Source organism: Sporosarcina aquimarina, assembly GCF_033253705.1.
Classification (GTDB): Bacteria; Bacillota; Bacilli; order Bacillales_A; family Planococcaceae; genus Sporosarcina; species Sporosarcina aquimarina.
This window is the reverse complement of the sequence record NZ_JAUBDH010000001.1, coordinates 53,209-74,007: the sequence shown is the minus strand read 5'-3', so window position 1 is coordinate 74,007 and position 20,799 is coordinate 53,209. Positions and strand designations below refer to the sequence as shown.

The following is a 20,799-nucleotide window of genomic DNA, read 5'->3' as shown; positions in this document are numbered from 1 at the left end:
TTACCGAGTGTTTTGGTATATGTGTATTGCAATTGGGCGAGTTGCCTAAGGTATCGGGCGGGTTGCCGAAGAGTCTCAACCATCCACACCAAGCAATCAAACAAATCCATCTACAGAATCAAAACCCTTCTGCAAAAAGCGTCATACTGACATCGAGAAAGGAGAGGATTCAACATGAAACGCAGCATTACAGAACGGACAACACTTTGGGTCATGACCTTCATCCTGCTAATCGTGATTGAAGCAGGTTTGTTCGGCAACGGGAACGTCATCTTCTTCTTTTTCGGTGCCATTGCCATGTATTTCGGACTTCAAAGACGCTCCAAGTGGCTTGTTATCACAGGCGGCGCCTTCATTGTGATTGCTTTGCTATCCTTATGGAGCTTGCGATTACTCATTTTTGGAATACTGCTTTATCTTGTCGTTCGTTTGTGGAAAGGAACGCCTGCAGAAGAAATTATGCGTCCTTTAAAAGAAACGACGCGGGAAACACAGAATGGTATTTGGAAAGATCGGCTTTTCTCCAGCCAATCGACTCCATTTACTTCCTATGAATGGCAAGACGTTCACGTACAAGGTATCGTTGGTGATTTCTATATCGATGTAACAGATACTGTACTGCCGAAACGGACTTCATTCATTTCGATTCGGCAAAGTTTCGGCCGAGTGAAGATTGAATTACCTTATGACTTACCTGTGCGAATCCACTGCTCGGCATTATTTGGGGAATGTCGGCTGTTTGACCTAACGCCGAAACGTTTGTTGAATGAGTCAATCCATATGAAAGATGGCTACGACCGCTCAATTGGTACCGAAGCTGAACTCATCATTTCTCTATCCGTCCGCTTCGGGGATGTCGAGGTGATTCGTAAATGACGGGACTTTTTTGGCGCGGATTGCTTCTATCGACCTTGTTCATCGCTTTGTGTGGCGGGGCTGTCTATTATGTAATTGAATATAGCCCTACATTGGAATGGCAGCAGCTGTACAATGACGAATTTCTGGAAGTCCCTATAGGGTTCTGGCTGCTTATAATCCCAATTGCATTAGGTACTTTCTTTTCTTTCTGGATGTACAGCATCGCGCGAACTAAGGAGATAACGATCGAGCGCAGGCTCATACAACTTACAGAAGAAGGGAGTTCACCTTCTAAGAAAGGCATCTCGCGAAAGTTAAACCGGACTCTGTTGACAGTTTCAGATGTCCTAGAAACTCAAAAACGCAGTTTACAAAGAATCACAGATCAGCGTGCTGAAGACCAAGATGAGATTATTCAGCAACGGCTCATTGAAGAACGGCAGCGTCTCGCACGAGAACTTCACGACTCCGTTTCCCAGCAATTGTTTGCGGCGTCCATGTTGTTGTCCTCTTTAACTGAAAGGCCTGAAAAATCAACACTTCAAAAGCCCTTGCTCCAAGTGGAACGAATGGTTCAACAAGCACAACTTGAAATGCGTGCACTTCTTTTGCATTTACGACCAGCAGTTTTGAACAACAAAACGCTCAAAGAAGGTTTGGAAGAACTCCTTACAGAACTAAGGGAAAAAGTAACATTCACCATTCGTTATCGACTTGAGGAAGTTACATTATCTAAAGGTTCCGAAGATCATTTGTTTCGCATTGCTCAGGAAACGTTATCCAACACGCTGCGGCACGCGAAAGCTACAGAAGTCGATGTGGTCTTCATTGAACGTGATGGTTTAGCAATTTTTAAAGTCCAAGATAACGGTGTTGGATTTAGTGAAACTAGCGGCAAAGGCGGTTCTTATGGTCTTCAGAACGTTAAAGAACGTGCAGTTGAAATTGGCGGTGTCTGTAAAATTGTATCCGTCCCCTCGCAAGGCACGATTGTGGAAGTAAAATTACCAATTCGAACTGAGGAGGTGGAAGGTAATGATACGCGTACTACTAGCAGATGATCATGAGATGGTTCGTATCGGGGTGTCTGCATACCTTGGCACCCAAGCCGACATGGAAGTCGTGGGTGAAGCAGAAAATGGCGGAGAAGCGGTAGAGAAAGCTTTGGATTTACGGCCAGACATCATTTTAATGGACATGGTGATGCCCGTTTTGAATGGGGCAGAAGCAACAAAAGCTATAATACAAAAATGGCCAGAAGCCAAAATCATCGTAGTCACAAGTTTTCTGGATGACGACAAAGTCTACCCAGCGCTCGAAGCCGGTGCCTCCAGCTACATATTAAAGACATCGAATGCAAAGCGTATTGCTCAAGCAATACGGGAAACTGTGCAAGGTCAAACTGTCTTGGAGCCTGAAGTAACTGTCAAGATGATGGAAAAGATGCGCAGCGGTTCTTCAGATCAGCCCTTGCACGATGAGCTAACCCAACGTGAATTTGAAACGTTGTTGTTACTAGCACAAGGTAAGTCCAATCAGGAAATTGCAGATGAGTTGTTCATCTCTCTAAAAACCGTCAAAACACACGTTAGTAATGTCCTATCTAAACTGGAAGTCCAAGATCGCACACAAGCGGTCATTTATGCGTTTCACCATAAATTAGTCCAATGAAAAACGCACAGCCATGAACCGGCTGTGCGTTTTTAAATACTTATTGAGGTGAATCGTTATTCGGTTTTTGGCTATTCCATTGATCATGTGCTTCTTTGTTAAAACGACTGCGACGATCATGCTCACCAAACGGATATTCTTCTCCAGGCTCAACTTCATTGTAGCCCGGATCTGTACTTTCTTCAGTGAATGAAGCAGGTTCACTTCCTCCGAAGTTTTCAGTTAAAGGTGTCTCATTCACATCCGAATGAGCTGGACCTCTTAGGCTTTCCTCAGGATTACCCGGAACTTCATCAATCGGATTGACAGGAGACGCTTGCGCCTGATCTGCAGCTCGTTTCATCTGTTCTTTTTCATGCTGCATATCTGCTTTAGTTTCATTCATACCGTCTTTTGCTTCTTTCTTAACCTGGTTTACATCTTGTTTCATCTCTTCTTTTTGTTCTTCCCACTTTTCTTTAGATACATCGGCATCTTGAAGACTCGACTCCATTTTGGACAAATAGCGTGATGCGTGGTCACGTCCACCTAAACCGAATGCAAGTCCGAATGCCAATGCGACGCCTCCCAAGATGAGGATGAACGCAGCGTTAATGATGGCAGGTGCAATACCAAGCTGACTAAGCGCCATAAAGAACGCAAACGCTAAGATTGCATATTTTGCAACGTAGCGGAGGATATGCGGTGTTCCTTGTTTTGTCTGCATGACACTTCCGATAAACTTCTCGGCAAGGTTTGCAAGCCAGAAGCCGACTGCAAGAATCAGCACCGTTGCAAGAACCATTGGCAAGTAAGCGAATATTGCTGTTGCGAGAGTTACCATAAACGCTAATTGCACAATTTGAAGTGCCTCTACAACGAAGAGTAATATGATTACAATTTGTACAATCGTTCCAATTACTGACGAAACAGTTAAACTGCCTGAACGATTTGTAGATTTTACCCCCATCTTATTTGAGAGTGAGTCAACGCCAAGGTTCGCAAGTAGTGTTTCCACGACACCTTTGACCCATTTCGCAATGTATACTCCAACGAGTATCAAGGCAATAGCTACTACAATCTTAGGCAGCATAACCATGATATCGTTTAACATCGCGATTGCTGGTTGTGAAATCCCATCTAAATCAAGCACTTCTAGCGCAGAAATTGTTACCGGAATTAAAATCAGAACGAATACGATTGTTCCAATTACTTTTGATATGCTAGTTCCTTTCATAGCAGAAGATACCTTCAGCTTATCCGCTATTTTGTCTGTACCAATTGACTCTAATAACTTTGTAACAATCATACGAACGATTCTTGCAACAATGATTCCCACTGCAAAAATCAGCGCTGCTCCAACCAATTTAGGGATGAACGCGACAAACCCTGTTAACAAGTTTTCAAACGGTCCGCTTACTCCATTTAGCCCTAACGCATTTAAAACTGCAGGGATGAAAAGAAGTAAGATCAGATAAAATACGACGTTAGCGGCCGCTGAAATCCACTGTACTTTGTCGACTGATTCAGCAGAACCTCCCACCTTTGATACATACTTGTGAAGATTCACTTTGTGTCCAGCTGACAGAATCAGTTTTCTGACAACAGTTGCAAGCACCCAAGCAAGTAAAAGAATAAGACCCGCTTTTAATATACCGAGCACCGCACCGCTGAGCCCCGCAAATACATTCAAGAACGGGGACGAAATTGTGTTGAGATTCATCATATTGAAGAAGATGAGAATAGTTAATAATAAAATACCAAAAAATACAATTTTCCCAGCAATCCGATCAGCACTCCACTTTTGGTGCTGCATATTCAGTCTTTCATTCATGCGACCTTTCTTCATAGCTTTAACTACTAGGTTTTCTGCTACTTTGGCAATGATAAAACCAATGATTAATACGATAATTCCAAGCAGCAAATCTGGCAGCCAGCTGAAAAGGTTTGAATAGTACGGGTCTCTGAACATTAAGATCCTCCGTTCTTGTAATAAGTCTACTAACCTATTCCTATAAACAAGGTTTTGTAAACCTGAATAAAAAAAGATTCTCAAAAAGGGGGATTCCTTCAACTCGTTTTAACACGTGGCGGATGACCAATTCATCACAAGAAAAACCAGCTGAATATAAACATCAGCTGGCTCAAGAACTAGGTTTGGATTCGTTCCATTCATTATGGGCTTTTTCGTTGTGATTCGGTTGCTTGGAGGGCTCTTCCACGTTCTCTTTAAATAGGGAAGAATCACGTTCTCCCGTTGTATCCTGTTCGTTATCTCTGAACTCATAGGAAAAGTTGGAGTCTGCCGGATCTGACAAAGGCAATTCGTCTGAAGGTCCTGCCACTTTCCCCGGTTTGGGTACTTTGGGTTCTAAATCCTTTTTGTTTGGATACTTTCCATCTTTAATAGTCACTTGCATCTCTCCCTCCACAGCGTAATTCTATTAGCGGCTTTGGTTCTGTCCCTATTATTCCCTTGCTCAAACTAATTTAAACGCGAAAAGGGCACAGATAGTATTTGCCGTTTGTACCCTCTTCTATTTAAGCTAATGGTACGCGTACTGTCACTTTAAACAAATCACCATCTACGTCAATCGCCATTGTACCTCCATGCATGTCAACAATCGATTGCGCAATCGCCAAACCAAGACCCGAGCCATCCGTATGCCGGGATGCGTCCCCTCGTTTGAACCGTTCATATAGCTCATCTACATTTTCGTTTAGCTCATACGCTGTAATGTTTTTAACGACTAACTCCGCCATACCATCATCTTCCCGCAACGTTACATATACCCGCGTACCAGGAAGTGAATATTTCAATGCGTTGCCAATCAAGTTATCCAGCATCCGCCACCACCGCTGACCATCCAGTACAGCAGGCACGGGTTTTTCAGGAACCGATATTCTGAAGTCAAGTGGGATTTCCGCCATCTTCTCTGCATGTTCCCCAATTGCTTGCTGCACTAACTGGGATAGATCGATACGCTGTTTGTATAACTCCATCGTACCGCTCGACATTTTGGACACTTCGAACAGATCTTCAATCAGCGTCTTCAGGCGCTGAGATTTCCGATCCAATACATCTACATACTCCCATCGCTCTTCATCAGTTAAATTCGGGTTTTTCAATAAATCCGTATACGTAATAATTGAAGTGAGAGGTGTCCGTAAATCATGGCTAACATTTGTGATCAATTCCGTTTTCAACCGCTCACTTTTCGCCTGACTGGTAACGGACTGCTCCACACCTTCACGTAGATTATTCAAATTGGCTGCATGGTTAGCAAACGGTGAACGGCCAATCACTTTGATATCGCTGTTCAGTCTGCCAGCTGCCATATCTTCTGTCGCCTTAAAGATTTTGTTCAAGTAGCCCATGCGTCGCATGTAGATGAACAAGATTGGCAAACCGATGAATAGTACGCACAACACATAAATCATGAACAATTCTACGGCAAGCATCGATCCTACAAATCCTACCCCGGCAAGGAAAAACCCAATGAGTAAAAGAAGAGTCTGGATAGCAATGGAACGGTTTAAGAACACTTCTTTCACACTATCCATTAGCTGCATAGTGTAGCTGTTCTTAAAATCATTTTCTAATTTACCCGGCTGCTGATAACGCGTGATGGCATTCCCGATTTGGAACGCAAGGAAAGCGATGACGATTGCACTCATAGTAAACATGAACACGGCATTCGGAATACTGAAAGAATAGCCTCCGCTCGCCATATTATTCAGTCTGCCGGATATCTCTCGTGTGAAATTCACAAGACTTAACAAAAGAAAAAGGAAAATCCCGGCTTTCAAATCGATTCGAAATGAATCATAACGCTTTGTAAAGGGGAGATCGACAAACCAAGTCCATTTGAACTTCCAGACTGTAAAGAGCATAATTATTGATGCAATAGCAGCCAGCCCCGATACAATAAGCATAATTTTTATGGATCGGTATGTTTTCGCCTCTTCGTAGAGCACGCCGCCCTCTTGAAATGCAGACTTAAGGACTGCTACCATTCCTTCATATAGTACAGCCGGCTGAGCAATCGCTTGTAAATCATCACTTGAAAGTGTCACACCTTCGCCTTGCTGTACCGCGTTGTCCATATAGGTCGAGGTTTCTTCATAGTAATTGATATCGGTAAATGACGAGTCCATACCACTAAGCTTCAAATACCCGTTTTGCGTATTGAACTTTCGCTCATAACCGATAGGTCCCTTCACTTCCCCGCCTTCAATGGTATCCCCGCCGCCAACCGGCCAAAGGCTATACGCCAATGGGATCTCCATCATCGCGCTGTTGTATTTATAGTTATGGACGAGTCTTCCGAGTTGTCGCTTCTTTTCACTCAAAATCTTCCCTTCCACATAGCTTTCATCTTCAAAATTCTTTCGGATATCCTCAATTTTCCCGTCACGTTCATCCACGAGCGCCTGTTTGACTGTTACTTTCGTTTCCGCTTCACGGATACGGTCTTCGTATTGCATTTGGATGTTATCAATTTGTTCTGCTAAGCCGCCGTAATACGTTCTGTATTCCTGGATTTCGGCAGGTGTGACGGACAGTTTCTTCTCTGCTTCTTCCAGATTGATTGGGTTCAGTACAGTTCGACCGAGTTCGTCATAAATATCGTTCAGATGGTTTTGAAATTGTTGAGATTGAGGATAGCTTTTCAGGACTACTTCTGGGCCTCTGCTCGTTAACGTTACAAGACCGCTAAATGCGACCGCAACTAGTAATGCCCATATGATTATCGGTGTGTAACGTTTCATCACACTGTACCACCTTTTATAATTTGAATGAAGTACGTTACCGTGCGGGTTGTTCGGGCAATTCCGTCACTTGCAAGACCTGTAATATGCGGGAAACAATAGACGATACTTCCGAGCGCAATCACAATTGAAACGATTGACCACAGCAGCGCACTGTTACTTTTCGATTTTGTACCCAACGCCCCACACCACCTTTACGTAACTTGGATTTTTCGGATCTGTTTCAATCTTTTCCCGGATTTTCCGAATATGAACGGCCACAATATTTTCAGCGTTATACGCTTCCTCTTTCCACACGCGTTCATAGATTTCATTAATGGAAAACACACGGCCAGGATGCTTCATGAGCAATTCTGTAATTTTGAATTCAATTGGTGTCAATTTGATGGGAATGCCATCCAGGGTGACTGTTTTCGCTTCTTCGTCAAGAACCAATCCTCCAACGGAAAGCGTTGTACCCCCGTCATACGTGCCAAGTTGCACGTAGCGGCGCAACTGTGATTTCACTCGTGCCATTAATTCCATTGGCTGGAACGGTTTCGAAACGTAGTCATCTGCTCCGACGGAAAGTCCATGGATTTTGTCCGATTCTTCGACTTTTGCGCTCAGCATAATAATCGGTACGTTTTGAGCTTCTCGAATTTTAAACGTAGCAGTGATTCCATCCATATTGGGCATCATTATGTCGAGAATGAGTAAGTGAACTTCTTCTGTTTTAAGCAATTCCAGTGCCTCCCGCCCATCTGCTGCTTTCAACACGCGATATCCTTCATTTTTTAAATAGATCTCTATACCATCACGGATTTCTTTGTCATCATCCGCTACTAAAATTGTCATCGTTGCCATCTCCGCACCTCTTTCTTGCTCGTTAAATTTATTGTAACAGGGACTTCTTAACATTTAAGAAGGGAAAGTATGAAGAAATTCTTAAGATGAGTTTGGGGATGATTCTTTTGAAGATGCACATACTTCTCAATGGAGGTGATTTCATTGAATAACGAGGAAAAACGAAAAGAGAAAGCGAAGCAGCTGGGCCGCGAAGAGTTCGGATACGGCATGGATTTAAGTCCTGATGATTTTGACGTAATTGGACAGAATGATGCAGCAAAGAAAAAGAAACAACAGACACCGGACGAACAGGGTCAAGAACAGAATAGATTTAAACACTGATCAGGTTCCCCCATTTCAGTATTGAAATGGGGGACCGCTGATTAATTACGTGTCACTTCAATATAATAATCTGGACTCATTTGATTTTTGAGCACAATCGATTCAGGGATAATTAGGTGGACAATCAGGTAACGAATTGTGCTGCCCACATGAGTGTCACTATCCTCATTTCTTGAAAACTGATTGAGAACGATTGAGTCATAATACGAAGAAAAGCTCAGCTTCTGATTAGGCTGGTCTGGAAATATCATCTCAGACTCACTCCATTCGGGTAAGTTCACTTTTACATAGTCAGATAAATCATAACTTGGAAAGTCATCTCTGCCTGTAGTTAGTTCAGGTTTATAGATCCGTTCAATAACCTTCTTTTCATTTCCTTTGGACCTCTCAATGTAAAATATGGAGTCATAGTCTGAGCCGGGATGGTATAGCGACAATTGGCCATCGACTGAATGAATTCGTTCTGTAATTAACTCCTCTTCAGGTACAGGTTTGCCAGCTAGAATTGCATCCTCCACATCAACTTTTTCCTGGTGTGCGGAAGATAGAGGTGGATGATTCATCTCCTTCGTATGGCCTATCACTTCTGCAGCGACAAAAGCTGCGACTAATAGAATCATGTATGCACCCATGAGGATAAAATGAGTTTTTCTTGAGAATCGATTTCTAATCGTCCTTTGAATCCCCCAGACAGTCAGGAGCATTAATAGAACGACGAAAACTGGTAAAATTGCCGTAAATAATGTCAAGCCTGTCTCACCTCAATTCGTTTGGAAGGAATTACACTTAGAACCATTAACAGAGCTACGGCTGCAGTGACTTTGATAGTAAATAGCCATAAAGAAGATTCTCCATAAAAGAAACTGAGAATGTTTCCTGTCGCTCCAAAAAATTCAAAACTCGTTATCCTTGTATTGAGATATACCAACAAAATAATAGGTAAAATCAGCAACCGGTTCATTTGAACAAAAAGCATCGCAGTGTAAACTAAAATCATTAATAGAAATGAGTACGAAATCATGGCTGCAAGCTGTGTAAAAAAGTCAACTGGCGATACGAGCAAATTGGCAGAGTCAGAAACAAACTGCTCTTTCTTTGTTAAGAGCAAGATGACTTTCATAATGCTACCTGACAAAATCGCAGTCACCCCCGCTATTACAGAAGCCGCACCAAAGAACAAAAAGTTTGCCATGTTTTCAATTCCAGGGGAGGCTACGTACAGATAAGATGCATTCCGCTGCCCCGACGTTGTCATTAAGAACCCTATAGCCAGTGACCAAAATAGCGTCATCGTTATAATTCCGTCATTCGTATACGTGCTCCAGTTAAGTTCCAAATTTGCACTTCCCATTCCTGAAGTAGACGAAGGACCCGTCATAAGAACGGATAACAGAATTTGGAGTGCGAATAACACTGTAAAAACCGCGACGTTACTTTTTAACTTGAACCAAAATTGTTGCCTCACAACTTCACTAGTCTTTCTGTGTGTCAAAGACATCGTCAATCCCTCCCCTTGGCTGTTCTGTCAAAGCTAAGTAGGCATCGTTCAATGAAAGGGTAGTATTGGCAATGCCCAGGCGGCTAAGTTTTGTACGTTCGGCATCTGAGAAATCATTTTCCAAAATCCATTCCTCTTGCAAACCTCTCCTTGTTTTGGAAACAATGGTCTTACCTAATGTTCCCTCTGTTAAATGTTCTTTCGTTCCTCGTAATGACAAGTGCGCTTCTTGCAAATCAGAAACCGTACCGTGATAACGGACTTGCTTGCGGTGAATTACTAGTAAGTCTTCGATAATATCTTGTATTTCATCAATATAGTGGCTCGACAGCAATATTGTCCGCGGATTCACGATGTAGTCCTTTAGCAAAGCTCGATAGAAATCATTGCGTGCTGCAGTATCCATTCCTGTTGTCGGTTCATCAAAAATTGTTAAAGAGCACCGTGCTGCGATCCCAACAATGGCATTAAATGTACTGCGCTTTCCCTTCGACAAGAATTGGTAGCGGATATCGAATGGTATCGCAAAGTATTCCATTAGACGCATCGCAAGTTCCTCATTCCAATTTGCGTAAAACCGCTTGAATTCATGCAGTAATTCTTGCAGCTTCATCGGATTTGGATAGCTCATTGCATCATCAATGTAGATGGAATTAGCAGATACAAGGAGACTTCCGAATGGATTTTCATCGAATACTTGCACGTCACCTTCTGTCGCTTTCATGAAGCCTGCAATTATTTTAAGCAACGTCGTTTTCCCAGCCCCATTTCTGCCAGCTACTCCCGTAATGACATTCTCCTTTATTGAAAAGGTAACGTTCGTAAGAACTGGAATTCGTGAGTACTTCTTTTGGACTTGATTCAATGAAATCACTGTCACGTTGGCTCCCCCTCTCTATATTCTCTTTCTTTTTCAATCATCTTGTCTAATTCATTTTTATTGATCCCTAGCAAGTCGGCTTCGAGCAACAAATCTTGCACAAGCTTACGGAGTGTTTGTTCTTTCCGTTTTGTTCTTAATCTTTTCTGGGCATCAGGAGATACAAACATACCGAGACCTCTTTTCTTGTAGACAAGTTCCTCTTCCAACAAAATCGTCAGTCCCTTACCAGCAGTTGCCGGGTTAATAGTGAAAAGTTCTGCCAGCTGATATTGAGAATAGACTTTTTCGTCCGCATTTAATGTGCCATCGATGATTGCATTCTCAAGCCAATCTGCTATTTGTATATAAATCGGCTTATCCCCGTCTACGTCATGCAAACTCATCACTTCCTTCATGATACTCAGTGCATTACTGTTGTAATGTACTATACGTGTAATAACAGTTAATTGCAACAGTAAAAAGGCATACCCTGAAAAGGTATGCCTTTTAAAACTCATTTTATAGTTAGGATGTCTTTCTTCTATTACGCTACCATCTTACGGCAGGCATCCGCACATTTCTTACATGCTTCAGCACATCGTTGACAATGATCGTGGTCGTGTTTGCTGCACTCCTCCGCACATTTGTCACAAATATACGCACAAAGCTGGCAAATTTCTTTAGCAAACGGGCTGTTGCGCGTCATCGCTTGAACTGCATACGCGCAGATGTCGGCGCATTCACGATCGAGCCGTATGCACTCCGCCATCATTTTTACATCTTCTTCTTTTAGACAAGCGTCAAAACAATTGTTACACGCTTCTAGACACTCTAAACACACTTTTATGCATTCCTCATATTCTCGTGAAATCATCCAAGTCCTCCTTCATCTATAGACTGAAAACTTCCTTACTTTTTTATAATAAGGAGCTGGAAGTCCTCCAGATTCTCGTTATCTCCATTAGTGCTTAGTTATTATTATTTTTAGAGCTGGCTTCTCCGCCTTTTCTTCCTGCTTCCTCACGGCTCATTTTGTTGGAGTTGGAATCGGAGTTTGAGTTTGAGTTTGAGTTCGAGTTCGAGTTCGAGTTATTGTGATTGGAACTCGCTTCTCCGCCTTTTTGGCCGATTTCTTCATAAAATTCTTTGTCGTGATTTTTCGAAGTTTGTTCTCCGCCTTTTCTTCCAGCTTCTTCATGAGACATTTTTCCATTATTAGTGTTATTATTGTTAGTCATTTAAATTCCTCCTAAATAATTAGTTTTCTTTTGCATTTAAGTCAAGTTACAAGAATCGTATCGAATAAACTGCTGCATGTGAATAGTTACTGCTGGTTAGGCTGACTTATCTAAAATCCCTAATTTACAGTTCAACATTTTACTATCTACGTTATTTAACTAGATTTTTAAATGCAAAATCACCTCCGGAGTATGCATCATTTATATGGGCTTTTACTAGGCACCTCTGTTTTATAGAGTTGTCCTACACATTTGTTTTATGCCCCGTAAGTAATGGCTGTAAACATACTATTTAGATTCCCTTTTATGTTCTGCATTTGCAAACCCGCCCTTTTGACCAATTTCTTCATAAAATTCTTTGCCATGACTTTGTGAAGTAGCTTCTCCCCCTTTTTTACCAATCTCTTTATAAAATTCTTTATCGTGTTTTTTTGCAGTTGCTTTTCCACCCATACGGCCGGCTTCTTCTCTTGTCATTTTTTCCTTATGTTCATGGTTTGTCATTTTCTGTCCTCCCAGAGTAATCAGTTTGTTTATAGTTATTCAATATATTCCCGGTTCTATTCACTACAAACGTGTGTAGTCTTATTCGTCGACTGTACGAATTTCTCATTAAGTGCTAAACTGAATAGCGTTCAAAATACGTGGTTCGAAATCCTCCCACGAAAAAAAACTAAGGAGCTACTATTGAAATGAAAACAAAAACACTTGCAATCAGCGGCATCATTGGCGCACTTTACGTTGCGGTCATGATTGTCCTCGCACCATTTGGCTTTACGAACATCCAGTTCCGTCTAGCTGAAATCTTTAACCACTTAGTGATCTTCAACAAAAAGCTTTTCGCAGGCATCGTCATCGGCGTTTTTGTGTCAAATTTGCTATTATCTGAAGTCGGTCCTATTGATTTGGTATTCGGTGTCGGCCACACGATTCTCTCATTAAGTATTACTATTTTTCTTGTAAAAAGAATCTCTAGTCCCATAAAAAGGATGATAGTCAATACTGCTGTCTTTACGACAACGATGTGTATCATTTCGTGGCAGTTGCATTTGGTACTTGGTTTCCCATTCTGGATTACATGGGGATATCTTGCTATCAGTGAATTTATCGTCATGGCGATCGGTATTCCACTCATGCATACATTAAACAAACGACTACCACTTGAGAAACTGATTTGACGGAGGTTGAACTATGTATCTGACGATTGAAGAAACAGCAGCCAAACTTGGTATGCCCGTTGAACAAGTAAGTCAATATGTGTTGGACAAACGAATTCGATCCGTTCACGATGGAACCCAGTTTTTGATAAACGAAAGTCAATTCGGTCTTTACTTTGAACAGCTGGAACAGCTTAAACAACAAATCGACGAGTGGCGCAGCGAATCGATTCCACCCGATCGAGATATTAAAGATGAGGATTAAAAAACCGAGCCACCAGTTTAGCGCTGGACAGGCTCGGTTTTTTCTTTATCTATCAATGCGATTCTCCTTAAGAAATTATTTTAATACATGTATAAAAAATGAAAATATTTCCATTTCTACGGACTGCTTTACAACTTTTTTTAACGGCATTGCCGTCCAGGTTTAGCTTCATTAAATTATGTAAATAATAGAAAGAATACATCAACTCATAAGACCTTCTGATGAGGTTTACCTGTATGGTTGCACTTCATGTAAATCAATAGTATAGTGTTGAACTGCTTGTAAAAACTACATCTTTAAAGGGGGAACCATGAGAAAAATCTCAAATGTCTTTTATATAACTATCGGCCTCATCATTCTGGCTGTTGGATATGGTGTTATTGATCCAGAACACTTTGAAAAAATAACGAGTGCTGGTAAATCATTCGTTGCGACTTCATTTGGCTGGTATTATCTGCTTTTAATGACACTGCTTGTCGGTATTAGTATCTACTTAATTTTTAGTCCGTACGGGAAAATACGTTTAGGAAAAGATACCGACCGACCACAATTTTCAACTATTACATGGATTGCCATGCTGTTTTCAGCAGGAATGGGGATCGGACTGGTCTTCTATGGAGCTGCCGAGCCACTCTCTCATTTTGCTGTAGATACTGCATCAGCTGAACCAGGAAGCAATGAAGCTTTTAAAGAAGCGATGCGTGAAACATTCCTTCACTACGGCATCCACATTTGGGCATTATACGGAATAGTTGCTTTATCACTAGCATATTTCCAATTCAGAAAAGGGGAGCCAGGATTAATTTCAGCAACCCTGAAGCCGATTTTCGGTGACAAAATGAAGGGCCCTTGGGGAACTCTCATTGACGTTCTTGCAGTCTTTGCAACGGCTTTTGGCGTAGCCACGTCACTCGGCTTTGGCGCTGTTCAAATTAATGCCGGTCTGAACTATTTGTTCGGATTTAGTATCGGCGTAAGGTCCCAATTCATCATAATTGCTGTAGTAACAGTTCTCTTTATCTTGTCAGCCTGGTCTGGACTAAGTAAAGGGATCCGTTATTTGTCGAACACAAACCTTGTATTGGCTCTAGCATTATTAGGTTTCATCCTAATATTAGGCCCTACTTTGCTTATCTTCAACATTTTTACGGACTCTGTAGGCGGCTATATTTCTCACTTCATCGATTTGAGTTTGAGCACGTCACCTTTAGATGCCGATAATCGAAATTGGCTTGATGCCTGGACAATTTTCTATTGGGCATGGTGGATTTCTTGGGCACCATTCGTCAGTATGTTTATCGCCCGTGTTTCAAAAGGACGTACGATTCGTGAATTCATGATTGGGGTATTGCTCGCGCCAAGTGTGTTTGCTTTCATTTGGTTCTCAGCATTCGGTACAACAGCAATCGACATCCAAATGACTGGAGTAGCAGATTTGGCATCTGCTAATACTGAAATCGTGATCTTCCAATTATTTCACGAACTGCCTTGGTCCGGTATAATGTCTGGTCTCGCCATTTTGCTGATTACTTCGTTTTTCATTACATCAGCGGATTCCGCGACCTTTGTACTGGGTATGCAATCCACATATGGTTCATTGACTCCGCCAAATAGTGTCAAGGTCATTTGGGGACTTATCCAGTCCACGATCGCAATTATCTTATTGTCTGTCGGCGGTCTAGGTGCGTTACAAAACTTTATAATTATTGCTGCGTTACCATTTTCATTCATTATCCTGTTCATGGTGTATGCGCTCTTTAAAGAGCTCAATACGGAAGAAAATATACCGCACCCTAGATTAGCTAAACGCAAAAAGCATAAAAATGACGAATAAGTGAGATGATGTTACGTTACACATATCACTTTTTGTACTATAGAAACGTATATTTATCAAAAGAAGATGACCTTGGAAATCCTCCAGGGGCATCTTCTTTTACTTTTTTAACACATATTGTAATAAAAAATATCCCCTTTCAATATTATTTTAATGTGCTATGCTTGCTAAGTCGACGAATTTTCGGATAATTCATCGATAGTGGGATACACAGGTCTGCTCAGACCAATATGAAACTCCCCATCAATAAAAGGAGGTACACATGCTCAAATTTGAAAACGTTACAAAGGAATTTGAAGGCGGTTTCAAAGCAGTCGATTCAGTCAGCTTTGAAATCAAGAAAGGTGAACTACTTGTTTTAATCGGGCCGAGTGGCTCAGGAAAATCCACCACGATGAAGATGATTAATAAAGTGATACCCCATTCACGCGGACTCATTTCTATCGATGGTAAAGACATTAATACGTATGATGTAGCTGAACTCCGACGGAATATCGGTTACGTTATCCAGCAAATCGGGCTTTTTCCTCATTACACCATCCAGAAAAACATCGCAATTGTACCTCAGTTAAAAGGCTGGAAAGCGAATGATATCTCCATTCGTGTAAATGAATTGCTCCAGATGGTCGGTCTAGATCCTGAAATTTATGCGACGCGATATCCTAAAGAATTATCGGGTGGTCAGCAGCAGCGTGTCGGTATAGCACGAGCTCTTTCTGCTAATCCTGACGTTATTTTAATGGATGAACCGTTCAGTGCACTCGATCCTATTACTCGAGATCAGCTGCAAGGTGAACTCATCTCACTTCACAAAAAGTTGAAAAAGACCATTGTCTTTGTAACGCACGATATGGACGAAGCCCTTAAGATGGGTGATCGAATCGCAATTATGAAAGATGGAAAGCTACTGCAAATTGACACGCCTGAAAAGTTACTAAGAGAACCTGCTCATGGCTTTGTTGAAGAATTCATCGGCAAACATCGTATTATCCAAAATCCCGGGCTTATGCCAGTGACAGATATTTTGTCTGAGTCCACCGTGACATCTCTCCCACAGCGCTCTCCAGAAACCGCGATCTCACTGATCCGCAAGCGTAAAACAACCACTCTGGTAATTGCAGATGAATCCAATAAGTTACTCGGCATAGTAACTTCACACGACATTATGAAAAACTTGGACGGCATTAAACATGTATCAGAAATCATGGTGCCCGCAGAACCCTATTTACTTCATACAGCTACTGCAAAAGAAGCCATTATTATGATGGACAATGCTACGCTCGGTATGATTCCGGTTGTCGACCCCGACCATACTTTAATTGGTCTTGTCACTAGAGGCTCTTTACTTTCAGCGATGTCCAGTCAGTGGACAGAGATGGAGGGTGAGCTAGTTGAATAACTTAAACATTTGGCAGCAACTCGTCCAACAGACACAATTGCGTTGGAGAGAGGTTATTGAAGCGACTTCCATACACATTCAGCTTGTATTCTTTTCGATGATCATTGCTACAATTTTAGCTGTTGCACTTGGTATTCTCGTAACACGAGTGCCTGCGTTGAAAACGTTGGTGCTTGGCGGGACTGGTGTTCTACAAACTGTACCAAGCTTAGCGCTTCTTGGTTTTATGATCCCCATTTTTGGTATTGGTGTAAAGACAGCAATTGCTGCTTTGTTTCTATACTCGCTGCTGCCTATAATGCGGAACACCTATACCGGCATTAAGGATGTGGATCCCGCCACTATAGAAGCTGCTAGAGGTATGGGGATGAAGAGCATGCAAATTCTGTTTAAAGTCGAACTCCCGTTAGCGATTCCAGTAATTATGGCAGGAATTCGTACCGCCGCTGTCATTAACGTCGGAAATGCAACACTGGCCGCTTTCATTGGCGCTGGCGGGCTTGGAGATTTCATATTTCTTGGTATTACTCGAGGTATTGACGGGTTGATTTTACTAGGTGCTATTCCTGCAACCCTTCTTGCTATTCTCCTTGAAACGTTCTTCAGCGGAGTAGAGCGGTGGACCACTCCGAAAGGGCTGCGATAACTATGAACTTAAAGAAAAAGATTCGTTTACTTGTCTTGACTTTACTAGTTACCAGTTTATTGTCTGGCTGTATCTTTAACGAGAAAGATTCGTTACGACTCGGATCTAGAAACAATACAGAAAGCATTATTTTGTCTCACGTAATGGGCCAACTCATTGAAAGCAAGACGGACATTGACGTTATCTATAAAGAAAACCTTGGAGGTTCTTCAGTTGTTTGGAATGCGATGACTAATGGACATATTGATGTGATTCCAGATTACACAGGCACAATAGTCGTTACTTATTACCATGAAGAACCGGGGAACGTTGAAGAAACGCTGGAAATGACAAGACGATTAGTGGAGGAAGACGGAATTGTTGCCTTGAATACATTCGGCTTTAACAATACGTACACTTTAGCGCTTGATGAATCGAAAGCGGAAGAATTGAATCTTGTCACATTCAGTGACTTTGCCGAGTACTCCAATGACTTCACACTAGGTGCAGTGTTTGAATTCATCGACCGTCCCGACGGTCTGCCAGGCTTTGAGAAAGAGTATGATATTGGATTTAAAGATGTAAAGGGAATGGATCACGGCATGATGTATCGCTCTATTAATGCAGGTGAAGTGGATGTTATCAACTCCTATACAACCGACGGTCAGCTAGCAATCTATGACTTACGAGTATTAGAAGATGATCAATCGTTCTTCCCGCCCTACCATGCTCTTCCGTTAGTTCGTAAAGAAGTATTGGAACAATATCCTGAATTAGAAGATGTGCTTTACCAACTCGACGGGATGATCAATGAGGAGTCGATGCAAATTATGAATGGTAAAGTCGATAACGATGGAATGGTCGTTGAGATTGTGGCGAAGGAGTTTTTAGAGGAATCCGGATTAATTGCAAAAGATTGAAATTAAAAAGCACACATCTCCTATTAATGGGATGTGTGCTTTTTCGTGGTTCCATAAGGACGAGTGACAAGGTGTGAGTTTACCAAATGAGAGTAACTGCTTCTATCTCACTTGTCAAAAATGGTTCTTTACCATTTACGCGTTAACTGGCGCAGCCTTTTCGATCGCCTGTTGAAGATCTGCAATGATATCCTCTGCGGATTCAAGACCTACTGAAAGACGAATGAGTTCTTCAGTAACCCCTGAATTCTTTAAGTCTTCAGCAGATAGCTGTTGGTGCGTTGTAGACGCGGGATGGATAATTAAGGACTTTGCATCCCCGACATTGGCTACGTGTGACCAAACAGTAACGTTATCGATGACACGGCGTCCTGCATCACGTCCGCCTTTAATGCCAAAGACAATGATGGATCCCGCTCCATTCTTCAAATACTTCTTGGCAAGGTCAGCTGTTGGATGATCGTCAAGGCCCGTGTAGGTGACCCATTCAACAGAAGAATGCTCTTGCAGGAACTGTGCTACCTTTTGCGCATTCTCTCCGTGACGCTGGATACGCAGATGAAGCGTCTCCAGTCCTTGCAGGAAGTTGAATGCACTGTCGGGATCTAGACATGGACCGAAATCGCGAAGTCCTTGAACACGCAGCTTTGTCGCAAATGCAGCGGCTGCCGTATCGATACCGTAGCGTAATCCGTGATACGACTCGTCTGGTTCTGTAAACCCTGGGAATCTGCCTTGAGTCCAATCGAACTTGCCTGCATCTACCACGACACCGCCAATCGTTGTTCCATGACCGCCAATCCATTTCGTTGCGGAATGGATAACGACGTCAGCACCAAATTCAATAGGGTTACATCCGTATGGGGATGCAAATGTATTGTCGATTAAAAGAGGTACGCCATTGTCGTGTGCGATTGATGCCACTTTTTCGATATCGAGCACTTGTAAGCTGGGGTTGCCGATAGTTTCAGCAAAAATACCTTTTGTTTTCTCCGTAATGGCGCTACGGAAGTTTTCCGGATCTGTGGAGTCGACAAATTTCACTGTAATCCCGTATTTCGGCAATGTAGTGGCAAATAAGTTAAATGTGCCGCCATAAAGATTTGCTGCCGCTATAATTTCGTCGCCCGCTTCAGCGATATTCAGAATGGAAAATGCAACAGCCGCCATACCAGATGAGAGTGCAACAGCTGCAGTTCCTCCTTCAAGAAGTGCTAAGCGTTCTTCAAATACCGCGACGGTCGGATTCGTGATTCGTGTGTAGATGTTGCCCGCTTCTTGGAGGGCAAACAAATTTTTCGCCTGCTCGGTATCTTTAAAGACGAACGAAGTCGTTCGATGGATGGGCAGAGCACGGGATCCAGTTGTCGGATCCGGTTCTTGACCACCGTGCAGCAAAAGAGTTTCGGGTTGAAAATTTGTCATATACAAAACCTCCGGAAGTAGTTTGATGGAACTGTGCACACCGGACGGGTGATGGGGAAACCAAAAAATCCCCTTCTGACTATAGAAGAGGATCTGCCATTTCTGGCACTTCCCCTTATCTTTCAGATCCAGAATAGATCTGTAGGAAGTAGCACCTTTGCAAGTTTTTATACTCGCCGGTTGCCGGGCATCGCAGGGCCTAGTCCCTCCGCCGCTCTTGATAAGAGTTTGTGACTTATTCAGTTTTCCATCTTGGAACTGAGTATACGTGCTTGAAAATAGAAAGTCAACAGTTAAATCAAAATTATTTGATAGTTTTGCGTTTTGTAATCAAGTCATTTTAACGTCCGTAGGATATGCATCTACTTTGAACCGAAGTAAAAAGAAAAACCCGCAAATCGAAATCTTGGCAGACTTCGGTTTGCGGGTAAGAATTAATTATTGAGCTGCGCCGTAGAAGATTTGGCCGCCTTTTAGGTTGATGATTTTGAGCATGTTTGTGCGTTTTACGAAGATGCTTTTGAATTGTTGATGTCCGTTAGCATCTTTCAGCAGGATTGTGCGGTTGTTGTAGTTGTCTGATACGACTACAGGTGTTAGTGTGTTTAGATCTACATGAGCTGATAGTGTGTTGTATTCTGGCAAGCTGCTGATTGTACTTGCAGGCTGTTCCGGTTTTGCTTCAGGTTTTTGCTCTGGTTTCACTTCAGGTGCTGGTGTTACTGTGTCTTCTTTTACGACTGTTTCAATGACAACTCCCTGGCCTTTAAGATTGATGACTTTTAGTAGACCTGTCTTTTTCACGAATACACTTTTGTATTGCTCACGACCGTTAGCATCTTTCAGAAGAATCGTACGGTTGTTGTAGTTGTCTGATACGATAACAGGTGTAAGGTCAGTCAAATCGACAGCACCTGCTAGTGTCTTGTATTCAGGTAATCCATTGATAGAGCTAGCGGATTGACCTGGTGCTGCATCTGGTTTCGCTTCTGGAGCTGGTGTTGTTGTGTCTGCTTTTACAGTAGTTTCAAGTACTGCACCGCCACCTTTTAAATTGATGACTTTTAGAAGTCCTGTCTTTTTCACGAAGACACTCTTATATTGAGTACGTCCATAGTTATCAGA

General features: G+C 42.3%; 24 protein-coding genes and 2 riboswitches. Of the genes, 10 read left to right on the top strand and 14 right to left on the bottom strand.

Features of this window, described 5'->3' with window-relative positions:
* Positions 1-174: 174 nt before the first annotated feature.
* From liaF to QT716_RS00410, 3 genes are read left to right on the top strand one after another with little or no spacing between them, the layout of a single operon-like run.
* Positions 175-876, top strand: coding sequence for a cell wall-active antibiotics response protein LiaF (liaF, locus tag QT716_RS00420; RefSeq protein ID WP_317933694.1), 702 nt, complete (start codon positions 175-177; stop codon positions 874-876).
* Positions 873-1,919 (top strand): sensor histidine kinase, encoded by a 1,047-nt coding sequence (locus QT716_RS00415; protein ID WP_317933692.1) that lies wholly within the window; start codon positions 873-875, stop codon positions 1,917-1,919. The genes liaF and QT716_RS00415 overlap by 4 nt, the downstream gene beginning before the upstream one ends.
* Complete coding sequence (locus QT716_RS00410) at positions 1,894-2,529, top strand: response regulator transcription factor (RefSeq protein WP_317933690.1); 636 nt, start codon at positions 1,894-1,896, stop codon at positions 2,527-2,529. Before QT716_RS00415 ends, QT716_RS00410 begins: the two co-directional genes overlap by 26 nt.
* A gap of 40 nt (positions 2,530-2,569) precedes the next feature.
* Here QT716_RS00410 and QT716_RS00405 read toward each other — a convergent pair whose 3' ends face one another.
* The 5 genes from QT716_RS00405 to QT716_RS00385 all read right to left on the bottom strand — a co-directional run bounded on the left by QT716_RS00405 (position 2,570) and on the right by QT716_RS00385 (position 8,127).
* Entirely contained in the window at positions 2,570-4,480 is a 1,911-nt protein-coding gene (locus tag QT716_RS00405; protein ID WP_317933689.1) for a mechanosensitive ion channel, read from the bottom strand.
* A 172-nt stretch (positions 4,481-4,652) separates the two neighbouring features.
* A complete protein-coding gene (locus QT716_RS00400) occupies positions 4,653-4,922 on the bottom strand; it encodes a hypothetical protein (RefSeq protein ID WP_317933688.1) in 270 nt (89 codons plus the stop codon).
* A gap of 127 nt (positions 4,923-5,049) precedes the next feature.
* The gene (locus QT716_RS00395) at positions 5,050-7,281 is read right to left on the bottom strand and encodes a sensor histidine kinase (RefSeq protein WP_317933687.1); all 2,232 of its coding nucleotides are present in this window, start codon (positions 7,279-7,281) and stop codon (positions 5,050-5,052) included.
* Complete coding sequence (locus tag QT716_RS00390) at positions 7,281-7,460, bottom strand: hypothetical protein (RefSeq protein ID WP_317933686.1); 180 nt, start codon at positions 7,458-7,460, stop codon at positions 7,281-7,283. Before QT716_RS00390 ends, QT716_RS00395 begins: the two co-directional genes overlap by 1 nt.
* Positions 7,438-8,127 (bottom strand): response regulator transcription factor, encoded by a 690-nt coding sequence (locus QT716_RS00385; protein ID WP_317933685.1) that lies wholly within the window; start codon positions 8,125-8,127, stop codon positions 7,438-7,440. The genes QT716_RS00390 and QT716_RS00385 overlap by 23 nt, the downstream gene beginning before the upstream one ends.
* 144 nt (positions 8,128-8,271) lie before the next feature.
* Here QT716_RS00385 and QT716_RS00380 point away from each other — a divergent pair, with 144 nt between their 5' ends.
* Positions 8,272-8,451 carry a hypothetical protein gene (locus QT716_RS00380; RefSeq protein WP_398291791.1) on the top strand — a complete coding sequence of 60 codons (180 nt, stop codon included), beginning with the start codon at positions 8,272-8,274 and terminating at the stop codon, positions 8,449-8,451.
* A gap of 41 nt (positions 8,452-8,492) precedes the next feature.
* On the opposite strand, the gene QT716_RS00375 is transcribed toward QT716_RS00380, so the two are convergent.
* The 7 genes from QT716_RS00375 to QT716_RS00345 form a co-directional block, all read right to left on the bottom strand.
* Positions 8,493-9,200 (bottom strand): hypothetical protein, encoded by a 708-nt coding sequence (locus tag QT716_RS00375; RefSeq protein ID WP_317933684.1) that lies wholly within the window; start codon positions 9,198-9,200, stop codon positions 8,493-8,495.
* The gene (locus tag QT716_RS00370; protein WP_317933683.1) at positions 9,197-9,949 is read right to left on the bottom strand and encodes a hypothetical protein; all 753 of its coding nucleotides are present in this window, start codon (positions 9,947-9,949) and stop codon (positions 9,197-9,199) included. Before QT716_RS00370 ends, QT716_RS00375 begins: the two co-directional genes overlap by 4 nt.
* A complete protein-coding gene (locus QT716_RS00365) occupies positions 9,924-10,829 on the bottom strand; it encodes an ABC transporter ATP-binding protein (protein WP_317933682.1) in 906 nt (301 codons plus the stop codon). The genes QT716_RS00370 and QT716_RS00365 overlap by 26 nt, the downstream gene beginning before the upstream one ends.
* The gene (locus QT716_RS00360; protein ID WP_317933681.1) at positions 10,826-11,227 is read right to left on the bottom strand and encodes a GntR family transcriptional regulator; all 402 of its coding nucleotides are present in this window, start codon (positions 11,225-11,227) and stop codon (positions 10,826-10,828) included. Before QT716_RS00360 ends, QT716_RS00365 begins: the two co-directional genes overlap by 4 nt.
* 128 nt (positions 11,228-11,355) lie before the next feature.
* Positions 11,356-11,685, bottom strand: a complete 330-nt coding sequence (locus tag QT716_RS00355) for a four-helix bundle copper-binding protein (protein ID WP_317933680.1) — start codon at positions 11,683-11,685, stop codon at positions 11,356-11,358.
* Between the two features lie 94 nt (positions 11,686-11,779).
* Entirely contained in the window at positions 11,780-12,049 is a 270-nt protein-coding gene (locus QT716_RS00350; RefSeq protein ID WP_317933679.1) for a KGG domain-containing protein, read from the bottom strand.
* Between the two features lie 288 nt (positions 12,050-12,337).
* Entirely contained in the window at positions 12,338-12,553 is a 216-nt protein-coding gene (locus tag QT716_RS00345; protein WP_317933678.1) for a KGG domain-containing protein, read from the bottom strand.
* Positions 12,554-12,687: 134 nt separating this feature from the next.
* A riboswitch (PreQ1 riboswitch) is annotated at positions 12,688-12,732 on the top strand.
* Positions 12,733-12,741: 9 nt separating this feature from the next.
* Here QT716_RS00345 and QT716_RS00340 point away from each other — a divergent pair.
* From QT716_RS00340 to QT716_RS00315, 6 genes are all read left to right on the top strand, one after another.
* A complete protein-coding gene (locus QT716_RS00340; protein WP_317933677.1) occupies positions 12,742-13,227 on the top strand; it encodes a QueT transporter family protein in 486 nt (161 codons plus the stop codon).
* Between the two features lie 13 nt (positions 13,228-13,240).
* Positions 13,241-13,471 (top strand): excisionase family DNA-binding protein, encoded by a 231-nt coding sequence (locus QT716_RS00335; protein WP_317933676.1) that lies wholly within the window; start codon positions 13,241-13,243, stop codon positions 13,469-13,471.
* 310 nt (positions 13,472-13,781) lie between these two features.
* Positions 13,782-15,305 carry a BCCT family transporter gene (locus tag QT716_RS00330; RefSeq protein WP_317933675.1) on the top strand — a complete coding sequence of 508 codons (1,524 nt, stop codon included), beginning with the start codon at positions 13,782-13,784 and terminating at the stop codon, positions 15,303-15,305.
* A gap of 262 nt (positions 15,306-15,567) precedes the next feature.
* Positions 15,568-16,704, top strand: coding sequence for a betaine/proline/choline family ABC transporter ATP-binding protein (locus tag QT716_RS00325; RefSeq protein WP_317933674.1), 1,137 nt, complete (start codon positions 15,568-15,570; stop codon positions 16,702-16,704).
* Positions 16,697-17,350 carry an ABC transporter permease gene (locus tag QT716_RS00320; RefSeq protein WP_317933673.1) on the top strand — a complete coding sequence of 218 codons (654 nt, stop codon included), beginning with the start codon at positions 16,697-16,699 and terminating at the stop codon, positions 17,348-17,350. The genes QT716_RS00325 and QT716_RS00320 overlap by 8 nt, the downstream gene beginning before the upstream one ends.
* A gap of 2 nt (positions 17,351-17,352) precedes the next feature.
* On the top strand, positions 17,353-18,249 hold the full coding sequence (locus tag QT716_RS00315) for a glycine betaine ABC transporter substrate-binding protein (protein ID WP_317933672.1): 897 nt from the start codon (positions 17,353-17,355) through the stop codon (positions 18,247-18,249).
* A gap of 135 nt (positions 18,250-18,384) precedes the next feature.
* Here the strand turns inward: QT716_RS00315 and QT716_RS00310 are convergent, their stop codons facing one another.
* Together QT716_RS00310 and QT716_RS00305 are read right to left on the bottom strand one after the other, a co-directional pair.
* Positions 18,385-19,674: an O-acetylhomoserine aminocarboxypropyltransferase/cysteine synthase family protein gene (locus QT716_RS00310; protein WP_317933671.1), complete on the bottom strand. Its 1,290-nt coding sequence runs from the start codon at positions 19,672-19,674 to the stop codon at positions 18,385-18,387.
* A 112-nt stretch (positions 19,675-19,786) separates the two neighbouring features.
* A riboswitch (SAM riboswitch) is annotated at positions 19,787-19,901 on the bottom strand.
* Positions 19,902-20,112: 211 nt separating this feature from the next.
* Entirely contained in the window at positions 20,113-20,760 is a 648-nt protein-coding gene (locus QT716_RS00305) for a hypothetical protein (protein ID WP_317933670.1), read from the bottom strand.
* Between the last annotated feature and the right edge of the window lie 39 nt (positions 20,761-20,799).